This window comes from Paenibacillus glycanilyticus (assembly GCF_030161375.1).
Lineage (GTDB): Bacteria > Bacillota > Bacilli > Paenibacillales > Paenibacillaceae > Pristimantibacillus > Pristimantibacillus glycanilyticus_B.
Genome location: NZ_BSSQ01000011.1, coordinates 161910 through 186977, shown reverse-complemented (window position 1 = coordinate 186977; position 25068 = coordinate 161910). Strand labels below are relative to the sequence as shown.

The window sequence follows — 25068 nt, the reverse complement described above, 5'->3', positions numbered from 1 at the left end:
TTTCTACGACTTAAGTCCAGTATACAAAAGTGAGCAAGTACTCACTTTACATCCTTCAAGAACGGAAATATACTGAAAATGAGTAATTACTCACTCTAAAAAAGAGGTGTTTCAAGATGGAGAAATCCGAAACAAAGCCAGCCGTTGACGTATCGCGCATCGTGAGACGATTTGGCGACCGTACGGTATTGGACGATATTACGCTTACCGTCCCGCGCGGAGAATTGTTTGGCCTTCTTGGTCCGTCCGGCTCCGGCAAAACGACCATGATCAAGCTGATAACCGGCATAGACAAGGCCGACTCCGGCAAGGTCGAATTGTTTGGCGAACTGATGCCGCAGCTCAAGATGCTGCAAACATTCGGTTATATGGCCCAATCCGATGCGCTTTATCAAGAGTTGACCGGTAAGGAAAACATGGCTTTTTACGGCTCCCTATACGGGCTTTCCGGCAAATCGCTGGCATCCCGCATTCAGTCGGCAGCTTCGCTGGTTAACTTAACTGACCATTTGAATAAACAGACAAGCGCGTATTCCGGCGGAATGAAACGGCGTTTATCGCTTGCCATTGCTCTGCTGCATGAACCGCAGCTGCTTGTCCTGGATGAACCTACCGTCGGGATTGATCCGGTGCTGAGGAAAGCCATCTGGAATGAACTTACTGCCCTGACGCAACAAGGCGTTACGATTATCGTAACGACCCACGTCATGGACGAAGCGGAGAAATGCGATCGGCTTGGCCTGATCCGCGACGGTAAATTGATTGCGGTGGATACTCCTCAAGCCATAATAGACATGGCAGGCGTTCAAACCATTGAAGAAGCCTTCATCACCCTAGGCGGCAGACAGGAGGAACGGTCATGAGAATTCGCGCTCTTGTCATTCGGATTATTCGCCAATTCGTCCGCGATAAACGGACGCTTGCCTTGCTATTCCTAGCCCCGCTTCTGATCTTGAGCTTAACCAAACTTGTATTTGACGGGAGAACGGTATCCCCTGATATTGGTCTGGTTGGCTCTGCTTCGGCACTTGCCGAAAAGCTCGAGGAGCAGGCAGACATTACGGTATTCGATACGTTCGAAGAAGCCGACCAGCAGCTTAAGAACGGCAAACTCGATGCTATTATTCAGCTCAAGGACAACAAACCAGACGTTACGCTGGAAGGCAGCGATCCTTCTGTCAGCCGCAGTACGCAGCTCGTTCTGCAGAAAGCAATGCAGCAGAGCGCAACTGGCGACGCTCCAGCCGTTCATTATTTATATGGCGGACCTAATATGGCTTCTTTTGATTCCTTTGGTCCCGTACTCATCGGTTTTTTCTCGTTTTTCTTCGTCTTTCTCCTGGCCGGAGTATCGTTCCTGCGCGAGAGAACAAGCGGCACTTTGGAACGCCTGCTCGCGACGCCCATTCGAAGGTCCGAGATTGTTCTTGGCTACCTGGCAGGCTTTGGCATCTTCACTCTCATTCAAGCTTCCTTGATTGCCTGGTTCTCCGTGCAGGTGCTCGGCATGTCCATGACTGGCCATATCGTCAACATGCTGCTCATTAACCTGCTGTTGTCGCTGACCGCACTAACGCTTGGAACTTTATTGTCGTCGTTTGCAAGCAGCGAATTTCAGATCATTCAGTTCATTCCGGTCATTATCGTGCCGCAAGCTTTCTTCTCCGGATTGTTTAATCTGGATGCGATGAACCCGGTGCTGCAAAAACTCAGTTACATCATGCCTCTCTATTACGGAGCGGACGCCATGCGCGGCATCATGATCCGGGGCGAAGGGATATCCGATATTCAGCTTGATATTTACGTGCTAGCCGGATTGTCCATTCTATTTGCCATACTTAATGTGATCGCGCTCAAAAAGCATCGCCGAATGTAAGCAGCCTATATTTTTCTGTTATAATGCTGGAAATGGGTTGTGCCGGCAAAGGGAGTGTAAGACATGAAAGAACCAATCGAGGAATGGCTCGAGGAGCTAAATAAGCTAAGCGACGAAAAAAACATGACGGATAAGCAGCTGAAAATCGTAAAAGCCGCCTCTGAGATTTTCGCCGAAAAAGGTTTCGCCGCTTCATCCACGAATGAAATCGCCCAACGTGCCGGCGTCGCGGAAGGCACCATATTCCGGCATTATAAAACCAAAAAGGATCTTCTCGTATCCATCGTAGCCCCGGTCATGGCCAAACTGGTCGCCCCTTTTGTCATGCGGGAGTTCTACAAAGTATTGGACAGCCAATACGACAGCTTTGACCAGATGTTGCGCGCCATACTCGAGAACAGGCTGGTTTTTCTGGAGAAACATATGCATGTGCTCAAAATTTTTATCCAGGAAATCCCCTTTCATCCGGAGCTGCAGGAGCAATTCGAAAAGCTGGTGCTGCAAAAGGTATTCGAGAAAATTACCCCTAACATTCGCCGATTTCAGAATGAAGGTACGCTTGCGGACTGGTCGCCTTATACGATTATCCGTCTCACAATCTCGTCTTTGATCGGTTATGTGGCCATTCGAACCGTATACGGCAAACGGGAAGGCAGCATTTGGGATGACGAGCAAGAGCGCGAAGCAACGATCGCCTTTATAATGAAAGGTCTGGCTCCTTAACAACAAAAGGCCGTTCCCGGAAAGCCAATGGCTGAACGGGAACGGCCTTTTGCGTTCTAGGCAAAATGGTGGTTGTGAGGAACATTCCAAGTGCATAAGCTTGTCGCTACCCCTCCTGCCGCTACGGTAATTAGAGACAACACAAACGTATTTTCAGGAAGCAAGACAGCCCCCGTTCCAATGATGAGGAAGTCCGTTATAAATATAATAACGCCTACGTTTAACGGGATGTAGCGGGATAGAAAATGCGCAAGCAGATCGGTCCCGCCCGTACTGGCGCCATTCCTCAGCATGATGCCGATGCCTGTCCCGATGCAAAAGCCGCCAAGGACGGCTCTTGTGAACGGCGTCCACTCGATATAATACAAGAAATGAAACCGGTAAGGACCAAGCAAGTCAATCACATAACTGGATAACAACAGCCCGTTTAGACTTTGATAAATCATGTTCCGGCTATGGAACCATACCAACGCGAAGATCGGAATGCTGCATAACAACATGGTTAATCCAACTTGAACATGAAGCAGATAATTGACGATTAGGGCAATTCCGATAAGACCGCCATCCAAGATCATCAACGGAATTAGAAAAAAATTGATTCCGACCGATATGAGCAAGCTCCCCAATATAATGGCCGCCCATCTGCGCCATGACAGGATTCCCATTCTTTCTTTCACCTCTTTTGCACTACCTTATCTATATGCCGGACTTGTACATGCCATTCTTTGGAAAAACACAAAAAACCGGCTACCCATCAAATGATGAGAAGCCGGCTGCGAGTCGCCATTTATTCTTGTACAACCGTATTTGTTGCGCCAGAGGCGCTGTCCATTCTCCGGAATTGCATAAGCAGGAATAGAGCTGCCAAACACAAAATGCCGCCTGATACATAAGGCAATCGCAAATCGAGCGTAAATAAGAAAGTTCCAACCAGCGGACCAAGAATTCGTCCCAAGCTGTCCATCGAAGAGCTGAGGCCGGAGGCGACTCCTTGTCCCACGGTTGTTTTCTGCGTAATCAAGGAAGTGACGCAAGGACGAATGAGCGAGTTGCCAATTCCAAATACCGCAAGCGACAGCGTCGCCCACCATAAGGAATGGGCAGCCAGCAGCATAAAGAATCCTATGGCCGAGATGACAAGTCCAATCGCAATATATTGCGGCTCTTGTCCCTTCTTGATTCTGCGGCGGACAACGCCGCCTTGTACAAGCGCACCAACAAAACCGCAAACGAAGAACAAGATCCCTACCTGAAGCGGCGTTACGTCAAAGCGCTGAATGCCAAAAAACTGAAGCGTTGCTTCCATGCCCGCCAAGGTAAAGGTTACGAAAAACGCAAGAACGTACAGAAACTTAAGCGGACCGGTAAACGCCGTCCAACGGGATTCCCGCTTCTCGCTTGCTTGTCTTCTCTTCTCGGGCGGCAGCGATTCCTTCAGCATCGTCACCGCAAAAAACAATGTAATTAACGCCATTGCGGATGCTGCATAGAAAGGCGCAGCCAGGGAAATCTGACTAAGCAGACCGCCAACGCCCGGACCAATCGTGAAGCCAAAGCCGATGGACATCCCGACAAGTCCCATCCCTTTCGTCCGTTGCTCAGGCGGCGTAATATCTGCTACATAAGCGACGATTACCGAAGTGACCGCTCCGGAGAACAATCCACCAAGCACCCGTGATAGATACATCAACGTCAAATTGTCCGCGGATAGACCAAATAGCAGGAAGCTAATTGCAAAGCCTGTTACCCCAATGATAATAATGGGTCTTCTGCCGATCCGGTCGGATAAGCCGCCCCAATATGGAGAGAGTATGAACGATACCGCAGAATACAGCGCCAGCATATAGCCTGTATGTTTTTCGGCATTGCCCGGGTTAACGTGTTTAATCATTTCGGGCATAACAGGAATAATAATCCCAAACCCGATGAAAGTGGTCATTAGAATGGCCATTACTATAAGAAGTCGTTTGTCTCGCATTATGTTTCACCCCATCCCTAATCGTAACATATCAAGTTGACCCCAAGTTATGAACAAATGGAGAACATTGCTTGTCCAGCTTCTGAATGCCGGACTTCAATAATAAATTGTTGCTTGCATTCCGACTTGTTTTTGCTATACTCAACTTTGTTTGTACATTAGACATTAGACGAAAGTCGAAAGGCAGGGACGAAAGCGATGGATCATAACAAAACCCCGCTCTTCAGCGCACTCCGCCGCCATGCGGAGAACGATCCGGTACAATTTCATATTCCGGGGCATAAGAAAGGTCTCGGCAGCGATACTGAGTTTCGCGAATTTATCGGCGACAACGCCTTGTCGATCGATCTTATAAATATAGCTCCGCTTGATGACTTGCACCAACCAACCGGCGTTATTGAAGAAGCGCAAAAACTTGCGGCGGATGCCTTCGGAGCGGATTACACCTATTTCTCCGTTCAAGGCACCAGCGGCGCGATTATTACGATGATTCTGACAGTCTGCAATCCGGGCGATAAAATTATCGTACCGCGCAACGTCCACAAATCGGTCATGTCAGCCATTATATTCGCGGGAGCGCGTCCGGTCTTTATTTCGCCAGCGCGCGATTCCAACCTCGGGATCGATCATGGCATTACGACCCGTTCGGTTAAACGCGCGCTTGACCGACATCCGGACGCGAAAGCCGTGCTCGTTATTAATCCTACCTACTTCGGGATCTGCGCAAACCTGAAAGAAATCGTGGATCTCGTTCACAGCTACGATATTCCGGTTCTTGTCGACGAAGCGCATGGCGTGCTGATTCACTTCCACGAGAAACTTCCGATGTCCGCTATGCAAGCCGGAGCCGACATGGCGGCAACAAGCGTACATAAACTTGGCGGCTCGATGACGCAAAGCTCGGTTCTGAACGTGCGCAAAGGAAGAATCAACCCGTTCCGCATCCAGACGATCCTAAGCATGCTGACTACAACGTCAACGTCGTACATCTTGCTGGCGTCGCTTGACACCTCTCGCCGCAACTTGGCCATTAACGGCCATGAGATCGCGGATCGCGCCATTGAACTCGCCCAATACGCGCGCGAGCAAATCAATCAGATCCCGGGTCTCTACTGTTTCGGAGAAGAAATTCTCGGCGATGAAGCAACTTATGACTATGACCCGACCAAAGTTACGATTCATGTCCGCCATTTGGGCGTTACCGGCTACGAAGTGGAGAACTGGCTTCGCGATCACTACAACGTAGAGATCGAGATGAGCGACATGTATAACATTCTTTGCCTTGTTACGCCTGGAGATACGTCCGAATCCATCGATAAATTGCTTCATTCTCTTCGCGGTCTGTCGGAAACGTATCATGAAGGCGCCGAAGCCCGCGAGCTGGTCGTCAAAATTCCGGACATTCCGCAGCTTTCCCTGACGCCGCGCGATGCCTTCTACGGCGAAACGGAGATTGTTCCGTTCAAAGAATCGGCCGGACGGATTATCGCTGAATTTATTTACGTATACCCGCCGGGTATTCCAATCTTGCTCCCGGGTGAGGTTATTTCACAGAAGAACATCGACTATATCGTTGATCATGTTGAGGTAGGCTTGCCTGTCAAAGGGCCGGAAGACCGCAGCATTCAATTTGTCAAAGTCATCGTGGAAGAAAACGCGATCTTCTAAACGAAAAGCCAACAGCAGAGCCTTCAGGCCATGCTGTTGGCTTTTTTTCGCAGGATTCCACTTATTGTAAACCTTCTCATAGGCATGCTATTATGAGTTTGGGGGTGGGACGAATGAGTCAAAGCGCAACGATAAAGCTTGTTCAAGGATCTGCCGTAAGCGAGCTTCCGCTTGACCAGTTGAAGGAGAAACTGTTGCATTATCGCGAGCAGGTTGCCTTGACGGGCAAGCAGCTCGACTGGAATTATGCGGAAGCGGCGTTCCCTTACACGATTGAGTCCAAGCAAGACGACCGCTGGTTTTACTTGCAAGGCACTACTCCGCAGTACAAGTACATTATTTTCGGCAATGGCAATAGCAATGGCGAAGGCGGCCTCTCCACGATTCAAGTGGTGCTGCCCGACGGTTCAACCCATGGCGACAAAGCGAAAGCAAACGAGTTATGCAAATATTTAGCTAAACAACTTCAGGCCGAACTTACCCTGTTTAATGGTCGGACCATCTACTATAACCCGCGCAAATGAAAAACACCCGTCTTTCCGTCGGCTTCAGCAGCCTACCGGAAAGACGGGTGTTTTATGGTATTAACCTTCTTTGCTTTCGTTCTCCGTACGTGCGATTTCTTCGTAAATCGCCGTTACGCGATCCCATTCCGCATCGTCTTCGATCCCAACGAGGAATGCCTCTTCGTTCTCTTCTTCGATACGGAAGATTACGCCGTCCGCTTCCGTATCGTTACGATCCAGCAATACCGCATATACATTATTCTCCGATTCAAATGTATAGACCATGACCATTTCACGCTCTTGGCCTTCGTCGTCTGTCACGATGAACACATGCTCATCATGTTCATGATCTTGTCCGCAGCCGCAGTCTTCGCCGTGCTGATGTTGATGCTCGCTCATGGAATTACCCCATTTCAGTTAGTTATACATACTTACGTATCGTACCATGCGAAGGAACGTCGGTCAAACAAAACACGCCATCCTGCTGCGTTCGCGAGCGGATGGCGTGAGGTTCGATAAGACTATTGAGAGGTTATAAGTTTCTCGGATACAACCGCCCAATCATCCGTTGGAGATGTTTTCAAGTAGAACCGGACTGCATACTTGCCGGCATACTCAAAGTTGTACTTGATGTCCTCTGTGCGGTACCAGAAGTTATCTTTCGAGATGCTTACATTTTGGGATTGAATCACTTTTTCGGTGCCGTAAGGGTCTGTGATCGACACTTTGACCGCCGAGATCGATGTCTTCAAATTGTCAATCTGGGAGAAGACATTAAACGTATATTTATTGCCTTTGTCCACATTACCAAAGATTACTTTATCCTGGAACAAAATCATATGAACATTAGGCTTATTAATTGTAGCTTTCTTGTTCGTATTATCCCAGTCAACAAGCGCATTCAGGCTGTTAACCACCTGGCGAAGAGGCAAGTAGGTTTTGCCGTCCACAATAATGCCGCCCTCATCCAGCTCACTGCCGTTAACAATGACCCGTACTTTCTGGGACGCCGCGTCGGCAAACATGAGTGTGCCTCCGCACACCGACAATATCGTGAGCAAAATGGCTACTTTCTTAAATCTGACTTTCATTGCTGTTAACCTCCATCCGGTTTGTCTGGATGTTTGGTTATACTCGGGTTTTGGCCCAAAGTTGCGCGCAAGCAATAAAAGTTTTTTGAGCCGCTTTCAAGTGGAAAGCCTTGTCAAAAGCTGTTGAATCATGCGCTTGCCCGGGAAATGAAAAGCGGATTATTACCCGTACGTGCGGGTCAAAATGCACGGAACGCCTTTCCCCATTGCGCCTGGCTCCTGCATCCTTTTCCAATAGCGCATGCCCCGCTCGCATGGCGTTTTGCATACCGCGCATGTACTAGACATGACAAGTTTGTAATGATACTGCTTTCTTTCCGAGGTCGTTTTCTTTTTAACTACTTTACCTTTTCCTTTAGCCGCTGCTGCACTCATCGCTTCTTCCATCCTCCCGCATTTATGCTTTAAGCATTATATGTAGGCTGAGGTCAATGTGCATCTGTTGTTTGTCAACAAGATGGGCTTTTGTTAAAGTGAAAGCAAATGTGAATGGGAGGCGTTATAGTTGCAAATTCAAATGTTAGGCACCGGCAACGCTTTTGCGAAAAAATACGCCAATAACAACGCGCTGATCGAAATGGACGGCTTCAAGCTGCTAGTCGACTGCGGCATTACGCTGCCACGGTCGCTGCATGATGCGGGTTATTCGTTTGATGATTTGGATGCCGTATTAATTAGCCATATGCATGGGGACCATGTCGGGGGTTTGGAGGAATACGCGTTCCAGATGATGTTCCGCTATGGGAAGAAACCTGTTCTTTTTATCGCGGACACGCTAGTCGAGCCTCTATGGGAACAAACGTTAAGAGGAGGCCTTACGCAGGATCCGTTAAATTCCCTAGCCGATTTCTTTGATGTGCGGCCGATTCAAGAAGGCGAGATTTACGAGCTTCATCCCGGCTTGAACGTCAAGCTCATTCGAACCGAACATATTGAAGGCAAGCTAAGCTATTCTTTCCTATTTAACAACACCTTCTTCTACTCCGCGGATATGAAGTTTAACGGGGCATTGCTTCACTCTCTGATCGCGGAAGGCGTAACGACGATCTTCCACGACTGCCAGTTAATCACTCCCGGCGTAGTCCATGCTTGCCTGGACGAATTATTGACCTTGCCCGAGGAAATTCAAGAGAAGATATGGCTTATGCATTACAACGATAATATGGAAGAGTACACGGGCCATACCGGCAAAATGAGATTTGTGCAGCAGCTCGCTATCTATCCGATTCCTTGAGCCGCTAACAAAAACAAGCAGATATTCACCGCGCTACTGGCGCTGCAAACATCCGCTCTTGGTATAGTTTATGCAACCCGCAGCCAACAGGTCCTTACGTTCATCTCCCTATTCGTGCATTTATTGCACCGAATCGAACCATACTAGCCAATGGGAGGATGATACAATGATGGATCACACGCAAGAAGAAGTCGTTGCGGTAAGAAAAAACGGCGACGGTTCTATTGTAGAACTGCAGTTAACGTCTGGACGGGTAGTCGACTACAAAACCGCCCAATCCATGGTTAAAAACAATGAAATTGCCGGATTGAACGTCTTTAGAGGCCGCGATCACGAAGAGCATCTCCGCTCCGACCCCGATGGCCGCACAGATAACAATCTCGATAATCTGCCAACCTTCTAATACCAGCAAATCGGCTGCCGCAATAGCGGACAGCCGATTTTTGTTTTTGTTTTTGTTATTTTTGTTTCGTTTCAGGAGGCAGCTTTCTACGCCATACAAATGCTTCATCATACGACAAGGAATCCTTCACGACAAACTTTGCCACATAAGCGCTTACCGTACCCACGATGCCAAACAAGCCTAGAAGCCATACGGCCAGATAGGCCATCTCCTCTGCCAAACGATACCGCCTCCTATAAGTTATGCAAGTGCTTTCTATACTCATATGAGCGGCTTCATGCAAATATGCTGATTTTGTCACAAGTTTCCATCATAATTCCAGACTCGAAGCATAATCCGCCTAAAAAAAACGGTATCCCTTCAAACCGCTTCGCCATTTCCGTCGTTACCTCCTATAAGAGACCATTATTCTTGAAGGAGGATTATTCATGATAAGCAAAAAATTAACGATGTTTATGTTCATTTCCTTACTCTTAACGGGGCTGTTATCGTCCGTAATCGGAGCTTCCGCAGCCGAACCCCAGCCCGCTTCCGTAACGAGCGATGCGGACACCGCGGCCAAACTGAGTCTATTGCTCGGAGACGGAAGCGGCGTTAACGAACCTTACTTGGCCAAACGGACAACACGCATGCAAGCCGCAATAATCTCCTTGCGATTAAACGGCCACTTAAAGGAGGCAATGGCAGGCGGTACCTCTTCCAACTTTAAAGATGCGAATCAAGCAGGAAAAACTAATCTCCCTATCCTCGCTTATTTGAAGCAGCATTCCGAGCTTGGTTGGTCCGGCAATCCGGACGGCACCTTTCATCCGAATGACCCCGTCAGCCCTCAACAATTGTACAAAGTACTGCTCGAGAATATCGGTTTCCGTTCCGGCAAAGATTTTGCTTATGCGGATACGATTGCTTTCGCCGCTACCAAAGGCATGGTTTCCATAGCGACTGCCAGTCCGCTTACTAACGCCCACCTTGCGACTGCGCTGATCGAGGCATTAACGGTCCCGACACCGGAAGGTCATTCCTTCTTTGCTGAACTTCAGCAATCAGGCGTGCTTCCGCAAACGGCCGCTCTTCCTCAAGGGAAAAGAATCGAGCTGCGCAGCCATCAAGAGCTGGGCACATATTTGACTGACGATAAAGGCATGACCTTGTACTACTTCACGAAGGATGCCGAGAATATAAACGCTTGCCAAGGGCAATGCCTGGTGAACTGGCCGACCTTCTCGTCCGACGAGCTTCAGATTCCCGCTTTCCTGAACAAATCGGATTTCTCGAGTATTACCCGTGCGGACGGAACAAAGCAATGGGCTTACAAAGGTTACCCGCTCTATTCCTTCATCCAAGATAAACAAGCAGGCGATGTGCTTGGCCAGAACGTAAACAAAGTATGGTTTGTCATTAACCCGTCTACTTTCAAGGGAAATACCCCAGATACCAAAACCTATCAAGTAGACATTAAACAATTCTCGTTCGGGAACGAGCCTTTGACCGTTGAGGCAGGCTCCAAAATTACGTTCACCAATTATGACGAGATGGAGCATAACGCGGTAGCCGTCGATGGCAGCTTTAAAATCCCTGTGCTGAAAACGGGCGAATCCTATACCATTACCCTCGACAAACCAGGTACCTACAACTATTACTGCGAGCTGCACAAATCATTTATGACCGGACAGATTATTGTGAAGTGAGGGATTTACCATGAGGTTCATAACGAACAGACGTCTTTTGTTGCCGTTGGCCGGAGTGCTATTTGTATGGGTATTGGCGGCATGCGGCAATTCTACGGGCAACTCGGGCAACTCGGGCAACTCCGCTTCTCCGACACCCGAGGAAGTTGCAACGGCGGCAGCAAGCCAAGAGCATGAGCAGCACGAGTCTGCTGCGCCTTCGGCAGCGCCGGAAGCATCTCCAACAACAGCGCCGGAAGCTTCATCCACCGCCAAGCCGCAGGCAACGGCTAAGCCATCTCCCAATCCTTCGCCATCTCCCTCCCATGATGATCATCATGGCGGTCATTCTAACGATGATGATTCGAAGGCTTCCCCTGCTGTCAGCCAAAAGCCTCCGAAGAGTACTCCTTCTGCTGCAGCGACATCCGCGGCTTCTGAAGATGGCGGAAAGGAATATGTCGTCGAGATTTCGAATTTCGCGTTTGCTCCAGCGAAGCTCGAGATCAAGGCCGGTGATCGCGTCAAATTTATTAACAAGGACGCCATCAAACATAGCGCAACGGCCGATGACGGCTCCTTCGACACAGGTCTGCTCGCGGAGAACGAAGACGAGACGGTAACTTTTGATAAAGCGGGCGAATTTGCCCTTCACTGCACGCCGCACCCGGGAATGAAGGCAACGATTGTCGTCTCGGACCAATAAACGATTGAAGGGATAACCAAATTCGGTTATCCCTTTATCGCAATGCTTGGTAGAATAGAGTTATATTATCCTCAACTTTTTGGAGGTTATTATCCAATGCGGGAGCTTACGGATCACCAATTGATGCTGCTCATCCAGAGCAAGCAAAGCGAGGCGCTTTCTATTATATATGACCGTTACTCTTCTCTCGTATATTCCTTTGCCTGGAAAACATTGAAAGACGAGAACGTTGCAAAAGAAATCGTTCAAGCCGTATTTATGCGGTTATGGACGACAAAATCCGTTTTTGATCCCGAACAAGGGCGCTTCTCCAGTTGGCTGCTGACGATTACTCGCAATATTACAACCGACTGGCTGCGCAAAAGAAGGAGAGATTCGGCTCCCATCGTCCAGATTGAGCCTGAGCAGCTCGCCAAAATTCCGGACGATGCTACCACAATGCCAGAGACCGCTGCCCTTAACGGATTGATCAAGGATCAAATCAGGAGCGCATACCGCGACTTATCCGCTCAGCAAATCCATCTGCTGGAGCATTTCTACTGGCAGGGCTACAGCATTAGCGAACTTGCGGCCATCTATAACCAACCGATAGGAACGGTAAAAAACCGTCTGCACCAGACGTTAAAAATTTTACGCAGGCATCTCGTGGCCGAAGGAGAGCAATCATGAAACAGCAAAACGTGACGGTTTGCTATAATGCCCTTGACTATATTTCCGGCGCTTGTTCCGATAAAGAGAAAAAAGCTTTCGAACGGCATCTTCAAGGCTGCCCGGCTTGCCAGTCCGAGATCGAAGAGCTCCGGCTTGTATGGGACTCCCTCCCTTCCGACATGGAGTTGATCGAACCTCCTGCAGAATTGAAGCAGCAGGTCATGGACGCCGCGCTTGCCGCTACTCCCCCACCAGCCGTTATTCGCTCATTCCGAAAGCTGACTTACGGTGCCGTTGCCGCAGCCGTATTGGCCGTCTTAGTCGCGGGAACCGCATGGAATATTAACCTGTATAACAACCGCTCCGAATCGGCTGTAGTTCCTATTGAACAGGCGTTATCGGTTTCAGCCTCTCAAATCAGCGAGCTCATCTCGCTGAAACCCGTATCGGAGGATGCCGCTACTTCTTACGCTGTCGCTTGTATTGTGGATAACGGTAGCAACAAGCAATTTGTCGTCTATGTATTTGGCGCGCCAGCCTCCAAGGACAGCTCCGTCTATCAAGTATGGCTGAATCATGCCGGGCAAAAAGACAGCGCTGGCACTTTCCGGGTAGACGAGCAAGGAATAGGCGTGCTGGCGATGCCGATTTCCGGCAATACGCTTGCTTTCGATTCCATAGGCATAACGCTTGAGCCGGATGAACACGGCAATCAGCCGAGGGGAACCCGAATGTATAGTTCCGTGTCGTAATCTAAAAACCCGCCGTTCGCAGGAAGTCATGTGAACGGCGGGTTTTTAGATTATGCTGGGAATCTGTCTCCCCTAGTCGTAGGTTCTGAGATCACGAGGAACTGAATGTCCCCACTTGATCGATTATACATCTGATGTGGCGTATTCGGCTTCACATGAATCCCTTCATGCGTCTTGAGCTCAAACGATTCGCCGGCAATCTCAATCGTCGCCGTCCCCTCAAGCACAAAGAAATACTGCTGGGACTTCTCATGAGAATGTCTCGTTTCGGCGGTATGCGCCGGCATGCGCTCATGTATTATGCTCAAATCCTGCTGTTTCAGCAGATGCCAGCCGTCGCATTGGTCGCCCCAAATGTAATGCTCCGCGTTTTGTTTGCTAGTGATCATAGCTGCCACTCCTTGTATGAATTAATGTGGTTAATATTTTATTGGATTTATCTGAATAGCGAAAGGACATTCGTCCTAAAAATATGCAAAGAATTTATTGACAATCATTTTACATGCTGTTATATTAATATTCATCACTTCACACGATCTGTTAGCTCAGCTGGGAGAGCACTATCTTGACAGGGTAGGGGTCAGTGGTTCGAGCCCACTACAGATCATACTGAAAAACTCTTGGGAAACCAAGGGTTTTTTCCTTTTTTATAGGTTTTGTTATACAACAAAATAGTGGCATTTTGTTCGATTGGTCACCTATTGGTCACGGAACCCCTTCAGACTATACCTACACTCTAACGCTCTCCAATTTATGATCCTTGAAAATTCATTTTCAATTGCATTTACATTAAAAAAACCGGGGCTAATACACCAAAGGTTTCTCATGCTATTAATTATTGGCTTGTTAAATTCTAATGTTGATTTTTGACCATATGAAAAAAGAAACCACCTTGTTGAAAAGGCGGTTTTAAGCTATGGTTAAAAGTTAGTTTATCATACAAAAAAATTATTCCTCAAACGTTTCGTACATTTGGTTTCTAACCCTATCCTTCTCCATTTGTTCAATAGTTCGATAGTCACCAGGCAAATAATAATTAATAGGAAGTACTGTGAATTTTGGGTAAACAATTTCAAATTCGTCGTACTCAAAACGCGAAAACCATGTAATATCCGTCAATCTTTCATCAGGTGGCGGAGAATCTATTGTCATAACGTATACAAATGGAGGAAAAGCGATCTCACTCATTATAATTGGTTGAAGTATTTCGCCCGATAAAGATAATCCTCCTCTCCCCGTTATACCACTCGATCGAGCCCAATTACCTTTCATAAATGAACAATAAATTTTATATGATGGGGGCAAATACTTTGCCTCTTTATTTAAAACGAATTTTTCAAGTTCAAAATTCTTTTTCCGAAACTCTGCACTGACGACAGAGAAAAACATTGTAATGATTTGTTTTATTACTCTTAATGGAAAAATCTTGAAGGGATAATGCAAACTTAAATTACCATCTGAAACGGTAAGTAATCTCATTCCCTCATAAGCCCAATCAGCAAAATCATCAGCGTACCATGTTCCTGTTAAGTTATTGCATTTTTCACAAAGCGTATACCCGCCTGCACCTTTTTGTTCTAATTTGTAACCCTGTGTAGGAAGCTCTCCTGGATGCTTGTTAAATATTTGTTCAAAACCATATCTTTTTAACTTTGAGTCATTAAAAGCACTTTTTGGAGGAACATGTTCGAATGATAACTTACCTTCTATACCACAGATATGACATTCTCCAAGTATAGCTTTCCTCCCCATATATGTTCATCCCCTTGGTTAAAGAAGTTCTAAATAATAAATAGACTTCGTTCTCTTTTCATAAAACAATCCGCATCCAAGGTTCGCAGTGAATGGTGCACGCCTCGTAAATGAAACGCGATAACCCATAGCTCTTGCAACCCTATATGTTAATTATTACACAAAAAAACTGCGGTACTTCCGCAGTTTTTGACCGATGCTTTCGGATCATTTTTCATTTTACGCTAAACACTGGAAATATTGCAAGAAAATCATGTAATTCCCTCAATTACCATTAAGAAACTGACTTACATTCTAATATATTTATACTGATTTCTCTAACGATTCCTTACTTCTTTTTTGGTTCCTTGTTTTTCAGGAAGTAGACATACCTGTTGATTGCATCTTCAAAAATATTATCAGAGTCTCCTCCGTGTGTGTTGATAATCTCACGAATTTGAACCTCTGTTGGATACTGCTTGGATTCTCGGTCATATAAAGAATTTAATTGGGAGCGAATGAATGTACTTTTATGTGATAAGTGATCGTAATCTTTCATAGCGTGACTTGAATTTACAACCTCATCATACAAATCCCAAACATTATGGTGATAAAATAGTTCAACTTCATGTTTAAGCTCATCATCATATACTCCTAATGATTTCGCTAATTTAACCATTTCATTTTTGTATTTATTCTGTTCATTAAAATCAGCACCATCAAACCTGTTTGCAAACGTTAGATTTGAGATCATAGTAATAATCAGTGGTCTTGCCACTTCTTTCATATTATCAATTGTCGCGTACGCTTCATGAACGGCTTCTTTTAATTTTGCTTCAAATCCACCACCTTTAAATTCAGCAAACTTATCGAGGTTAAGGAAAGCACCTGCAACAGCACCAACTAGTAAGGATAGCCCCATTTCTGCTGTTTTGCCGAAAGCACCAAAAATTAATGCTGGTACTACTATAAATAAAAAAGATAGTGCAGATCGCAAATCCAACTTCATACTATTCCCCCATCGCTCTTTCTCGCTGAAAAATCCCTGAGCTTATATTAAAAAAACTAGAAAAGTCCAAATTACTACCCCAATCAAAATATTATCGTCTACTATATTAGCACATATTGGAACTATACTGCCCGTTCGTATTATGAGGTCACCAGATCTTTCTGGTCGACCTCTTTTTTGTAGGGTCGTAAGATTGCAGTAGCCGGGGATCGAACGTAACTGCCCGTGGGACTCAGATCCCGTAAGCTATTCTGTTCGTCCCCCCTACTTGTTAAACCATGTTTAGGCTGGTTGGGACATTGATCCCGTATCACATGCGATAGTGTGGACAACAAGAAGGTTAGGGGCTGCCGGCGAATTTACTTTGGGAGTGATGAAATGAATCCAGTCATTGGTGTGGATATTTCTAAGGGAGAGAGTCATGCACAAGCCTTTTTAAAACGTGGATTACCGTACGGAAAGGTCTTTAAGTTCCAGCATAATCTTGAGGGATTAGCATCCTTTCTTGAATATATCAGAGATGTAGAGTCTGCTGCTGGAATACGTCCCTCCGTTGTTATGGAGGCTACAGGTCATTATCATAGCCCTGTGGTTCAGTTTCTGGATGAGCACCAGTATATAACCATTGTCATTAATCCGTTAATCTCATTCGAAGCCAAAAAAACCAATCTAAGACGGGTAAAGACGGATGCTGCGGATGCCTTTCAGCTCGGGATGCTATTTTATAAAGAAGAGTTTGAGCCTATTAAAAAGCGTGGCCAGCATCTCTTGAATTTGCGCTATCTCACGCGCCAATACGATTCTTTAACTGGTATGTATGTCCAAGTGAAACTGCAATTCCAGGCTATACTCGATCAGGTTTTTCCCGAATATCGCGGCGTGTTTGGTGACCTGTATTCTAAGGTTTCACTTAAACTGCTGGCCAAGTACTCTACATCCAAAGATGTGCTAGAAAGGACTGAGAGCGAAGTTAAAGCAGCAATCCAAAGCCTTACTGGACGCGGTCGATCCACTTTATGGTGTCTGGAACGTGCTCAAATTCTAATAGCTGCAGCAAGGCGTAACCCTTTTAAAGAGACGGCATTCCCAAGTCATTTAATCTCCATTCAGCTACTCATTAAATTACTTCTTCAATACCAGGAACATCTAACAGACCTCGTAAAATCGATAGATGCCCTGGCTGAAGAATTGCTCGAATATGATTTAATCCAATCGATTCCCGGCATTGGTACTAAGATTGCTGCAACAATCTTAGCAGAGATCGGGGAGATCGATCGGTTCGAACATGCCAAGAAACTAGTAGCTTTCGCTGGTGTCGATCCAAGTGTTTTTTCTTCAGGCAAATTTGTATCAACCCAAAATAGAATCACGAAACACGGCTCAAGGAGGCTCCGCTCAGCTCTATTTCAAGCCGTGCGATGTGGCATTCGTAGTAACCGAAACAAAAAATTAAGAGCGTTCTACGATAAAAAACGTGCTGAGGGAAAGCTGTTCAGGGTAGCCGTAATCGCTTGTGTAAATAAACTCATCCACTGGATCTTTGCCATTTTGACTAAGAAAGAATCGTTCCGTTTAGATTAAGTAGCAAGCTATAGAAACACATGAAATATCTTCCTGTGCCGAAAGGGACGGTTATTTGTCATACCCTTTTTTCAGTATATCATCTCTAGAAGCGGCCATTAACATTTAATTATTGACAAGCTATTAGCTGGAATATCTTAATCGAAATACAACAATAAAGTTTAAAAAAGCCTAATTATTAAATAGCATTGCACCAAACTTACTTGCTGTTTCCTGCTGCATACTGGGCAGTAAATGGCTATAGGTGTCTAAGGTCATTCTAATATCAGAATGACCTAGTCGTTCTGCAACAATTTTAGGATTAACTCCCTGCATAAGAAGCAGTGTTGCATGTGTGTGTCTAATGTCGTGAAAACGTATTTTTTTGACATCAGCAGTTTTTATTAATCGATAAAAGGTTCTCATGAGATTTCTAGGTATAATCGGAGTTCCGAAAGAGGTACAAACAATCAGATCATTATTCTCATATAAAGGGCCATTCTGCGACCTTTCTCTTTCTACTATTCGTTTATGCTTCATCAGGTGCTGGATTGATTCTAAGGGCAAATGAACCTTTCTCATGCCCGATTTAGTTTTAGTTCCTATCTTGAGAGTTTTTCCATCATGACTTAGAGTTTGAATTACGCTTATAGAGGAATCTTCAAAATTCACATCTTTCCATCTTAGCCCTAAAATTTCTGCTTGTCTCATTCCAGTTGTAACAGCCAAAAGAAAAGCAATATATAGTCGATCTTCTAGGGCAACCTTGAGAAATTGCTTGGCTTCTTCTAAACTCCATACCTCAATTTCCTTTTTGACGGACTTAGGACGATCTACGAGAGCTGCAACATTTCTATTAAGCAAGCCCCAGCGCTCTGCCCTCTTTAAGGAATTGTTTATTAGCGAGTGTATCTTTTGTATATTTTCCGGTACGATGTTACCAGCATTGGATAGTTCATTATAAAACCTTTGCAGTATCATAGGAGTTAATTTTGACAGCTCAATATTCCCAAGATATTCGATAATATATTTATCAATTAACCATTTATAAGTGCTGTATGTAGATGGTTGTATCTTTGTTTTTTTATCCGTAAACCACTCATTTAGATAGTCCTTGTACAGAGTTTTAACCTGCGGAATATAGGTCCCTTTGTTGAGCTCGTTTAAAGTCTCAACAAGCGCTGCTTGTGCTTCTTTCTTAGTTTTAAATCCTCGTTTCTTCTTTTGAATTCTTTTTCCAGTTAACTGATCTTTCCCAAGATCTAAAACAAAATACCAGCTGTTACCGTCCTTTTTTATTGAGCCTGCCATATGCTCCTCCTATACGACCAATGTTCCAATTAACCATCTAACGAAAACTTCTCGAGCTACTTTAATTCTCTTACCAGCTCTAACAACATGAAATTGACCAGAATTCGCTAATTCATAAGCTTGTCTTCTTCCGATCCCTAGAACAATTTGAATATGGCTAACATCCAAAACAGGGGGAAGCATTTCTAAATTAGTTAGCATTGTTGTCACCTCGTTTATATTCAGTGAAGGCAATTAGACTCTTAATTAGAGCAAGATTTTCTTCTTCACCATATGAGAAACCGTTTGATTTAAGCATCTCTGCGACACTATCGAGGATAGATATTGCTGCTTTTTCACCTATGTCGAAACCCTCTTTAGAAATATCTCTTTTGAAATCAAGCCCTGTAATTAGGTGGTTTATTGCTCGAATGATCGAATTATTAATGCTTTCATTATTAGCGCTCTCGTTAATAGTTACCTTAATGTTGTAACTACCATCAAACGAATGGATTGTAATTTCTGTCTTAGTCGGTTCATATTTCATGAGTAATGCCTCCATAATTGTCTGAAATAAATTTTCTTTGTCTTTTTTCCTTTTGATCTTCAAAATTTGTTTGCTCAAAATGCAACTTAGTTTCTAACCAAGCATTAATGACATGCGCAGTCTCTTTTGTCGTTTCGTGGTTTCCAATAGCGGCGATGGACATTTGAAGGCCAGCAGCTTGATTCAAAAGCCTGACAATATCGCCTTGTTTAATGACTGATCTTATCAAGGGAGTTGCCTCGTAGTCTTTACTAGCTGTCTGAATAAGCCTCCACTTCTTCTTTATTTTCCATCTTGACGTGTTATCTTTTTTAGGCTGTCTAATTGTTAACCACTCTTGAGTAAGATACGACCATAGTTCGGACATCTTCTCGTTAAGCTGCTCTATCGTATCTACCGATAGCTCTTTTAAAACAGGTCGTCGCAGTTGGAATTCAACTCTCCAAACATCTTTCTCAGGAGCCCAGTCATTATCCATCCAAATTTCTTTAAACCATACCTTCCCGGATTTCTTAATCTCTAAAGATTTTAGATAAATACGAGCTAACAAAGAATTCCCACCACCGATTGTAAAGCCACTGAAAATTCTTCCTTTAGTGAATTCTTCACTAACAAAATGCTCAGTTTTATTTCTAGCCCGAGTGATCACACCTTCAATATCACTTTTGCAAATTTTAAATTTGTCTGAGTCAACGCAGATATCCGCTCGAGATAATTTGTTTTTTGAAATAGCAACCTGAAAATTCTCGAACCAGCTTAAAAACCTTTCATAGGATTCATAAAAGCCATAAGACCATAAATAAGAGGACATAAAGCGAACAAATACTGGTGGATTAGAATTCATTGCTTTTTCCATGAAAGCGATACTAAAGTCCTTACAAGATAATCGATAAGCATAAAACTTCTGACCGTTTCTATGCACTGTTAGATTAAGATCACCAATTGAATATTCATATTCAATACCTGTTATGTGACTAAGTTCTTTTAGTTCCTTAAACTTTGATAAATAGGGTAGAAATACTTTTTCATAATTAGCAATTTCTAAACCAAACTCAAGAGTGTCTAGACCCTTTAATATCAACGCTTTAAGCCTCCCCGTAGTGTAATTAGAACCCAGCATGTTATATGGTTGCTGGTTAGCGATACTATCGCCTCAGCCTTGACACGGGGCCCCTGCAAGACATGCAAAACAGGCTTATCCGCCATGCCACGGAGTGGCCTGTCGGCTAAAACAGCCTTGCATGACTTGCCCCCCCATATCAAGGCCGGGCCGGTGCGTCGCTTCACTCCTTACCGGTATCGGCTGCGCTTTCCAAGCTACGCCGAAGCAGTTCTACCTTACTTGAAATTTTTCGTTCAATATTTAACTGAATTACCCGAGATTTAGTTAACGCAACAAGATAATTTTCCAAATCTACTACCAAATCATTGATTTCTTTACTCAAGCCAAAACACACCCTCTCTTAAGTACTGTCTAGTAAGTAATCATGCATTACTATTTATTCATGTATCTTATAGTATCATACTTTACTTACATGTCAATATTGATGAATGTATAGTAAGATATTTTTTATTGATTATGGGATATATGCAAGTTAAGATATTTACATTGGGGGGATTGTTTTGGGGTATCATGAAATGCTAATTGAAATGGTTGAGAATAGTAAATTGACATTAAAAGAAATTGCAGATAAATGCGGATCATTCGGAGTCAAAATTAATCCATCGTATATAAGCAAGCTCCAGACAACAAAACAAGCTGTTGCATCCGATGAAGTCAATATTGCGATTGCAAGGGTCTGTAATGGAGATATCGAACAATTCCGATATGAAGCTTATCTGGCGAAAGCACCTGATTTAATTAAAGATTTTATTATAAAAATAATTTCTATGTATAAGCAAACAACACTAATTTCCATGCAGGCACAAAATGTTCCAGAAGAATACATGCAGCAATATCTCGAGCAATTGAATAACATGCATGATCTCGATTTTATTAAAGATTTCGAAGGATTAGAGCTAAATGAAGGGCTCGAAGAAAACCTTACACTAATCCATAAAATTGAAGATGATTCAATGGAACCTAGAATTCCAAAAGGTTCTATTTGTAATGTTGATCCAAACGGAATGATAAATAGCGGTGATATGGTAGTTGCAATGTACGCGAATGAAGTAGTAATTAGAAGATATATACTTTTTAATGATATGGTTGTTTTATTGAGTGAAAATAATAAGTATCCACCGATTCAAGCAAATGTAAACGAAATAAAAGTACTAGCGAAAATTGCATCACTAACGATTCCACTTTAAATCAGTGATATATGAACGTATTGTTTACTCTGTAGTTGGTCACATATTTGGTCACTCACTATTGATAATATAGGGATATTGAAGGACTCACTAAGCAGTGAGTTTACAACAGCAGTTAGCGATTGATTACTTACAGATACTATAGGAAACAACAAAGTTAATCTTGACAGGGTAGGGGTCAGTGGTTCGAGCCCACTACAGATCATACGAACAGAAACCCGCAAAGCCTTAGGCTTTGCGGGTTTTCTTATTACTGACGTACTTTATTCTTTAAACATGCCCAAATGTCTTGCTATCGAATCAAGAGCGCCTATCTTGTCATGCAGCTTAATGGTAATCCCATCGCGCGTTTGTTTGATCTCCGAGATCGCTCTAACCTTGTCTTTATCAATGCTTTCCGTATTTAAGATCGTCACTGTTTTATAATAGATTGGATTCCCTACTTCATCTCTACCCGTTCGTTCTTCCACCTTCAGAAAATCGGTCATATTGCTAAAGGCAATATTCGCGTATTCTTTCAACACCCTATCCGCAGTGATTTGCGTTCTTTTAGAGCGTTCAGCTATGGCTTGTTGAATGGCTGCGGAAACATCTGCCTCCCCCAAATTCTCGTACCCGATCGCTGCTGCCGTATTGATGCTATATCCCGCTCTAATCGCCGCTTGCGTGGCGTTCAGATCGATTAAATACTCTTCTACGAATCTTTGTTGTTTAGCTGTTAACGCCATTTCTTTCACCTCTCTATAATCCTATTAATTCCAATGATTGATGTATACATTATACTAAGAAGCGAACTATTTGCGAATATTTGAAAATTACAGCTTCCTCAACGTTTTTTTTGTATGTTCTTAATCTTTTCGCGCATACTATAGCGTCTTGCAAAACCATCTAAGGAGTGATTGTTATGCGTGAAGGTTTGATTCCTGCCGTTCTTGGAACCGTTGTGACTGCCTCTGGTGCAACATTGCTCAAAAAAAGCAAGTATAAGCTTGCGGGGACCGGTGTTATTGGGTTTGGTCTAGCCCATGTCGTGCTTGGCGCGATCGACCTGATTGAACATCGATAATTTTGCAAGACAAAGGGAGGGAGCAAAGCGCTCCCTCCCTTTTATTTGGACACCTTTTCGCCTCGCCTAAAAGTCTTGACCCGTTGCAACACTGTTTCTCTAGACCCACACGCCTTTCATCATATATGATAAGGGTCGTTGTTTTTAAATATGCGTCAATGGAGGTTTATTAGGTGAGCGAGTCCGATTCTAAAGTGGCCAAAGGGTCAGATTCTAAAGTTTCCTCGAACGTATTTGCCATCTGGATCAGCTTATTCAGCAATCTGATTCTTACCGGCATTAAACTCATAGTAGGCCTCATGTTCAAGAGCCAGGTGTTAATCGCGGACGGAGTACATAATGCCGGCGACGTTATTGCTACGGCAGCCGCATTAGGCGCGGCAAAGGTTGCGCAAAAACCCGCCGATGAAGATCACCCGTACGGCCACGGCAAAAGCGAGCTGATCGGATCTGCGATGGTCGCCATCATCATGGTGATTGCAGCTTTATTTATCGCTTATCATTCGTTTGAATCGTTCTTCCACCCGGCTGGGGAAGCCAGCCTTGTTGCATTCGCAGCTGCCGTCGTCTCGCTGTTCTGGAAGCTGTGGCTGTATGTATATTGCATGAGAATTAGCAAAACGACAACAAGCAAAAGCCTTGAAGCGACAGCTTACGATCATCTGGCGGATGTCTATGCATCAATCGCCGCGGTAATCGGGATTGGCGCCGCTATTGTCGGAGAGCGGAACGATATTGCTTTCTTGAGCTATGGCGATGCGGCTGCGGGAATTGTGGTTGCTTATTTTGTCTTAAAACTCGCATACCATATGGGCAAAGAAGCCGTCGATGTATTAATGGAGAAAGCCGTATCCCCGGAAAAACTGCTTGATTACGAGCGCCTTGTGTTTTCTATTCCCGAGGTGAAACGAATTGACCGGATCCGCGCCAGAGAATTTGGCCAATATGTGATGATCGATATCCGCGTGGGCGTGCCCGGCGAGATGAGCATTCAGGAAGGACATGATGTCTCCCGCAAAATCAAACAAACGATTCTCCATCATCATCCGGATGTGGAAGAAGTATTGATTCATCTGAATCCATGGTATATAGATGATCCGCAATAACCCTCGCGAAAGACCTGCAAAGGTCTTTTTTTCATTCCAAAAAATACAATTTAACAGTTGGAAGAAATGAGGTGATCCTTCTGCCAGAACCCGTGCAACCGCTCGTAAGCATAGTCATCCTTGCCTACAACCATCTTGAGACTACGAAACGCTGCATCGACAGCTTGCTGTTGCATACGCCAATGGAAGGCAATGAATTCATTCTTGTGAACAACGGTTCCTCAGACGGCACGCAGGCTTATTTCGATTCCATTCTGGGCGCCAGAGCCGTTCACCTGCTTGAGAATGTCGGTCCGGTTAACGGGTTTAATGCAGGGATGAATGCAGCGCAAGGTAAATACATTGCTCTAATCAGCAATGATATGATCTTGACGGCAGACTGGCTGCCCAACCTGTTAACCTGCATCGAATCTGATTCGCGAATCGGATTTGTATCGCCGGGAGCCAATTATGTCAGCAACTATCAGCAAATCAACCTTCCCTTCCATACGCTGGAGGAGATGCAGCTGCAGGCGAAAGCCTACAACCATTCGGATCCCCGCAAATGGGAAGAAAGGATTCGGCTTATGCCTGTTATTCTCTTCTCCCAAACGGAAAGACTGCGCGAGATTGGAGGATACGATTCCCGCTTCTATTTCGGAGAGTTTGGCGACGACGACATCAGCTACCGGTACCGAAGAGCCGGCTATAAGCTTATCTTTGCGGGCGACACGTTTATTTACCACCATGGTTCGGTTACTACCGGCATCGATCAGCGGCAACACAACTCCCTGCAGGTCAGCAGGCAAATCTTCCATGATAAATACGGCATCGATTCGTGGACCGAAGGGCTGCCGAATATGCAGCTCGTCGAAGAGTTGAAGGCCCGATGGTCGCCTAAAGCATCCGTTTCCCTGCTCGCCATTAATTGCTGTATTGGGGCAACCCCGCTCGCCTTCAAAACTTTCCTTGAGCAACAAGGGGCCTCGGAAGTCAGGCTAACCAGCTTGTCCAATCAGGAAAAATATATGGTCGACCTCCGCACGGTATCGGAGCGGAGCTTCTATTATGAGACGGTCGCCGATCTGAAATGGCTGCTCGCCGGCGAGCAGTTCGACTATATTTTATTCGAGCATGGCTATTCGGAATTTGAACGTTCCGGCGTCAGTCTAGCGAACTATTTGCTGCCATCCGGCCATCTTGTAACGAATTGAA

General features: G+C 44.9%; 30 protein-coding genes and 1 tRNA gene. 17 read left to right on the top strand and 14 right to left on the bottom strand.

The features are described from left to right. Positions 1–116 precede the first annotated feature (116 nt). The 3 genes from QQK89_RS13475 to QQK89_RS13465 all read left to right on the top strand — a co-directional run bounded on the left by QQK89_RS13475 (position 117) and on the right by QQK89_RS13465 (position 2599). On the top strand, positions 117–863 hold the full coding sequence (locus QQK89_RS13475) for an ABC transporter ATP-binding protein (protein WP_284239083.1): 747 nt from the start codon (positions 117–119) through the stop codon (positions 861–863). Further along, positions 860–1876, top strand: a complete 1017-nt coding sequence (locus tag QQK89_RS13470) for an ABC transporter permease (protein WP_284239082.1) — start codon at positions 860–862, stop codon at positions 1874–1876. Before QQK89_RS13475 ends, QQK89_RS13470 begins: the two co-directional genes overlap by 4 nt. Positions 1877–1939: 63 nt before the next feature. Continuing rightward, complete coding sequence (locus QQK89_RS13465) at positions 1940–2599, top strand: TetR/AcrR family transcriptional regulator (RefSeq protein ID WP_284239081.1); 660 nt, start codon at positions 1940–1942, stop codon at positions 2597–2599. Positions 2600–2655: 56 nt separating this feature from the next. Here QQK89_RS13465 and QQK89_RS13460 read toward each other — a convergent pair whose 3' ends face one another. Together QQK89_RS13460 and QQK89_RS13455 are read right to left on the bottom strand one after the other, a co-directional pair. Further along, complete coding sequence (locus QQK89_RS13460) at positions 2656–3264, bottom strand: YitT family protein (protein ID WP_284239080.1); 609 nt, start codon at positions 3262–3264, stop codon at positions 2656–2658. A 122-nt stretch (positions 3265–3386) separates the two neighbouring features. Beyond that, a complete protein-coding gene (locus tag QQK89_RS13455; protein ID WP_284239079.1) occupies positions 3387–4577 on the bottom strand; it encodes an MFS transporter in 1191 nt (396 codons plus the stop codon). 198 nt (positions 4578–4775) lie between these two features. On the opposite strand from QQK89_RS13455, the gene QQK89_RS13450 reads away from it, so the two are divergent. Together QQK89_RS13450 and QQK89_RS13445 are read left to right on the top strand one after the other, a co-directional pair. Further along, complete coding sequence (locus QQK89_RS13450) at positions 4776–6245, top strand: aminotransferase class I/II-fold pyridoxal phosphate-dependent enzyme (RefSeq protein ID WP_284239078.1); 1470 nt, start codon at positions 4776–4778, stop codon at positions 6243–6245. A 113-nt stretch (positions 6246–6358) separates the two neighbouring features. Beyond that, entirely contained in the window at positions 6359–6769 is a 411-nt protein-coding gene (locus QQK89_RS13445) for a DUF1885 family protein (protein ID WP_284239077.1), read from the top strand. A 60-nt stretch (positions 6770–6829) separates the two neighbouring features. Here the strand turns inward: QQK89_RS13445 and QQK89_RS13440 are convergent, their stop codons facing one another. The 3 genes from QQK89_RS13440 to QQK89_RS13430 all read right to left on the bottom strand — a co-directional run bounded on the left by QQK89_RS13440 (position 6830) and on the right by QQK89_RS13430 (position 8217). Then, entirely contained in the window at positions 6830–7150 is a 321-nt protein-coding gene (locus QQK89_RS13440; protein ID WP_284239076.1) for a DUF1292 domain-containing protein, read from the bottom strand. Between the two features lie 122 nt (positions 7151–7272). Continuing rightward, positions 7273–7842, bottom strand: coding sequence for a stalk domain-containing protein (locus QQK89_RS13435; RefSeq protein WP_284239075.1), 570 nt, complete (start codon positions 7840–7842; stop codon positions 7273–7275). Positions 7843–8004: 162 nt separating this feature from the next. Further along, positions 8005–8217 (bottom strand): hypothetical protein, encoded by a 213-nt coding sequence (locus QQK89_RS13430; RefSeq protein WP_284239074.1) that lies wholly within the window; start codon positions 8215–8217, stop codon positions 8005–8007. Between the two features lie 142 nt (positions 8218–8359). On the opposite strand from QQK89_RS13430, the gene QQK89_RS13425 reads away from it, so the two are divergent. Both QQK89_RS13425 and QQK89_RS13420 read left to right on the top strand, forming a co-directional pair. Then, positions 8360–9076, top strand: coding sequence for an MBL fold metallo-hydrolase (locus QQK89_RS13425; RefSeq protein ID WP_284239200.1), 717 nt, complete (start codon positions 8360–8362; stop codon positions 9074–9076). A 169-nt stretch (positions 9077–9245) separates the two neighbouring features. Beyond that, positions 9246–9479, top strand: coding sequence for a DUF3892 domain-containing protein (locus QQK89_RS13420; RefSeq protein ID WP_284239199.1), 234 nt, complete (start codon positions 9246–9248; stop codon positions 9477–9479). Between the two features lie 55 nt (positions 9480–9534). Here QQK89_RS13420 and QQK89_RS13415 read toward each other — a convergent pair whose 3' ends face one another. Further along, positions 9535–9699, bottom strand: a complete 165-nt coding sequence (locus QQK89_RS13415) for a hypothetical protein (RefSeq protein WP_284239073.1) — start codon at positions 9697–9699, stop codon at positions 9535–9537. 208 nt (positions 9700–9907) lie between these two features. On the opposite strand from QQK89_RS13415, the gene QQK89_RS13410 reads away from it, so the two are divergent. From QQK89_RS13410 to QQK89_RS13395, 4 genes are all read left to right on the top strand, one after another. Continuing rightward, on the top strand, positions 9908–11167 hold the full coding sequence (locus QQK89_RS13410; protein ID WP_284239072.1) for a plastocyanin/azurin family copper-binding protein: 1260 nt from the start codon (positions 9908–9910) through the stop codon (positions 11165–11167). Between the two features lie 10 nt (positions 11168–11177). Continuing rightward, positions 11178–11852 carry a cupredoxin domain-containing protein gene (locus tag QQK89_RS13405; protein WP_284239071.1) on the top strand — a complete coding sequence of 225 codons (675 nt, stop codon included), beginning with the start codon at positions 11178–11180 and terminating at the stop codon, positions 11850–11852. A 96-nt stretch (positions 11853–11948) separates the two neighbouring features. Further along, a complete protein-coding gene (locus QQK89_RS13400) occupies positions 11949–12521 on the top strand; it encodes an RNA polymerase sigma factor (protein WP_284239070.1) in 573 nt (190 codons plus the stop codon). After that, positions 12518–13255, top strand: a complete 738-nt coding sequence (locus QQK89_RS13395; RefSeq protein WP_284239069.1) for an anti-sigma factor — start codon at positions 12518–12520, stop codon at positions 13253–13255. The genes QQK89_RS13400 and QQK89_RS13395 overlap by 4 nt, the downstream gene beginning before the upstream one ends. Before the next feature lie 50 nt (positions 13256–13305). Here the strand turns inward: QQK89_RS13395 and QQK89_RS13390 are convergent, their stop codons facing one another. Next, the gene (locus tag QQK89_RS13390) at positions 13306–13644 is read right to left on the bottom strand and encodes a cupin domain-containing protein (protein WP_284239068.1); all 339 of its coding nucleotides are present in this window, start codon (positions 13642–13644) and stop codon (positions 13306–13308) included. 145 nt (positions 13645–13789) lie between these two features. Here QQK89_RS13390 and QQK89_RS13385 point away from each other — a divergent pair. Further along, positions 13790–13862 (top strand) — tRNA-Val (locus QQK89_RS13385). Between the two features lie 341 nt (positions 13863–14203). Here the strand turns inward: QQK89_RS13385 and QQK89_RS13380 are convergent. Both QQK89_RS13380 and QQK89_RS13375 read right to left on the bottom strand, forming a co-directional pair. Further along, entirely contained in the window at positions 14204–15007 is an 804-nt protein-coding gene (locus QQK89_RS13380; RefSeq protein ID WP_284239067.1) for a hypothetical protein, read from the bottom strand. Between the two features lie 328 nt (positions 15008–15335). After that, positions 15336–15995 carry a hypothetical protein gene (locus tag QQK89_RS13375; RefSeq protein ID WP_284239066.1) on the bottom strand — a complete coding sequence of 220 codons (660 nt, stop codon included), beginning with the start codon at positions 15993–15995 and terminating at the stop codon, positions 15336–15338. 378 nt (positions 15996–16373) lie between these two features. On the opposite strand from QQK89_RS13375, the gene QQK89_RS13370 reads away from it, so the two are divergent. Beyond that, entirely contained in the window at positions 16374–17576 is a 1203-nt protein-coding gene (locus tag QQK89_RS13370) for an IS110 family transposase (RefSeq protein ID WP_284239065.1), read from the top strand. Between the two features lie 171 nt (positions 17577–17747). Here the strand turns inward: QQK89_RS13370 and QQK89_RS13365 are convergent, their stop codons facing one another. From QQK89_RS13365 to QQK89_RS13345, 4 genes are all read right to left on the bottom strand, one after another. Further along, entirely contained in the window at positions 17748–18866 is a 1119-nt protein-coding gene (locus QQK89_RS13365) for a tyrosine-type recombinase/integrase (RefSeq protein ID WP_284239064.1), read from the bottom strand. 190 nt (positions 18867–19056) lie between these two features. Continuing rightward, complete coding sequence (locus QQK89_RS13355) at positions 19057–19392, bottom strand: hypothetical protein (RefSeq protein ID WP_284239062.1); 336 nt, start codon at positions 19390–19392, stop codon at positions 19057–19059. Continuing rightward, on the bottom strand, positions 19382–20473 hold the full coding sequence (locus QQK89_RS13350) for a replication initiation factor (protein ID WP_284239061.1): 1092 nt from the start codon (positions 20471–20473) through the stop codon (positions 19382–19384). Before QQK89_RS13350 ends, QQK89_RS13355 begins: the two co-directional genes overlap by 11 nt. A gap of 202 nt (positions 20474–20675) precedes the next feature. Next, positions 20676–20837: a hypothetical protein gene (locus QQK89_RS13345; protein ID WP_284239059.1), complete on the bottom strand. Its 162-nt coding sequence runs from the start codon at positions 20835–20837 to the stop codon at positions 20676–20678. A 178-nt stretch (positions 20838–21015) separates the two neighbouring features. Between QQK89_RS13345 and QQK89_RS13340 the strand changes: the two genes are divergently transcribed. Then, a complete protein-coding gene (locus QQK89_RS13340) occupies positions 21016–21702 on the top strand; it encodes an XRE family transcriptional regulator (RefSeq protein ID WP_284239058.1) in 687 nt (228 codons plus the stop codon). Positions 21703–21965: 263 nt separating this feature from the next. On the opposite strand, the gene QQK89_RS13335 is transcribed toward QQK89_RS13340, so the two are convergent. Continuing rightward, positions 21966–22430 carry a terminase small subunit gene (locus tag QQK89_RS13335; protein ID WP_284239057.1) on the bottom strand — a complete coding sequence of 155 codons (465 nt, stop codon included), beginning with the start codon at positions 22428–22430 and terminating at the stop codon, positions 21966–21968. A 176-nt stretch (positions 22431–22606) separates the two neighbouring features. Between QQK89_RS13335 and QQK89_RS13330 the strand changes: the two genes are divergently transcribed. The 3 genes from QQK89_RS13330 (at position 22607) to QQK89_RS13320 (ending at position 25067) form a co-directional block, all read left to right on the top strand. Then, complete coding sequence (locus tag QQK89_RS13330) at positions 22607–22768, top strand: asparagine synthase (RefSeq protein ID WP_284239056.1); 162 nt, start codon at positions 22607–22609, stop codon at positions 22766–22768. Positions 22769–22941: 173 nt separating this feature from the next. Beyond that, on the top strand, positions 22942–23874 hold the full coding sequence (locus QQK89_RS13325; RefSeq protein WP_284239055.1) for a cation diffusion facilitator family transporter: 933 nt from the start codon (positions 22942–22944) through the stop codon (positions 23872–23874). A 71-nt stretch (positions 23875–23945) separates the two neighbouring features. After that, the gene (locus QQK89_RS13320; RefSeq protein ID WP_284239054.1) at positions 23946–25067 is read left to right on the top strand and encodes a glycosyltransferase family 2 protein; all 1122 of its coding nucleotides are present in this window, start codon (positions 23946–23948) and stop codon (positions 25065–25067) included. Position 25068 lies beyond the last annotated feature (1 nt).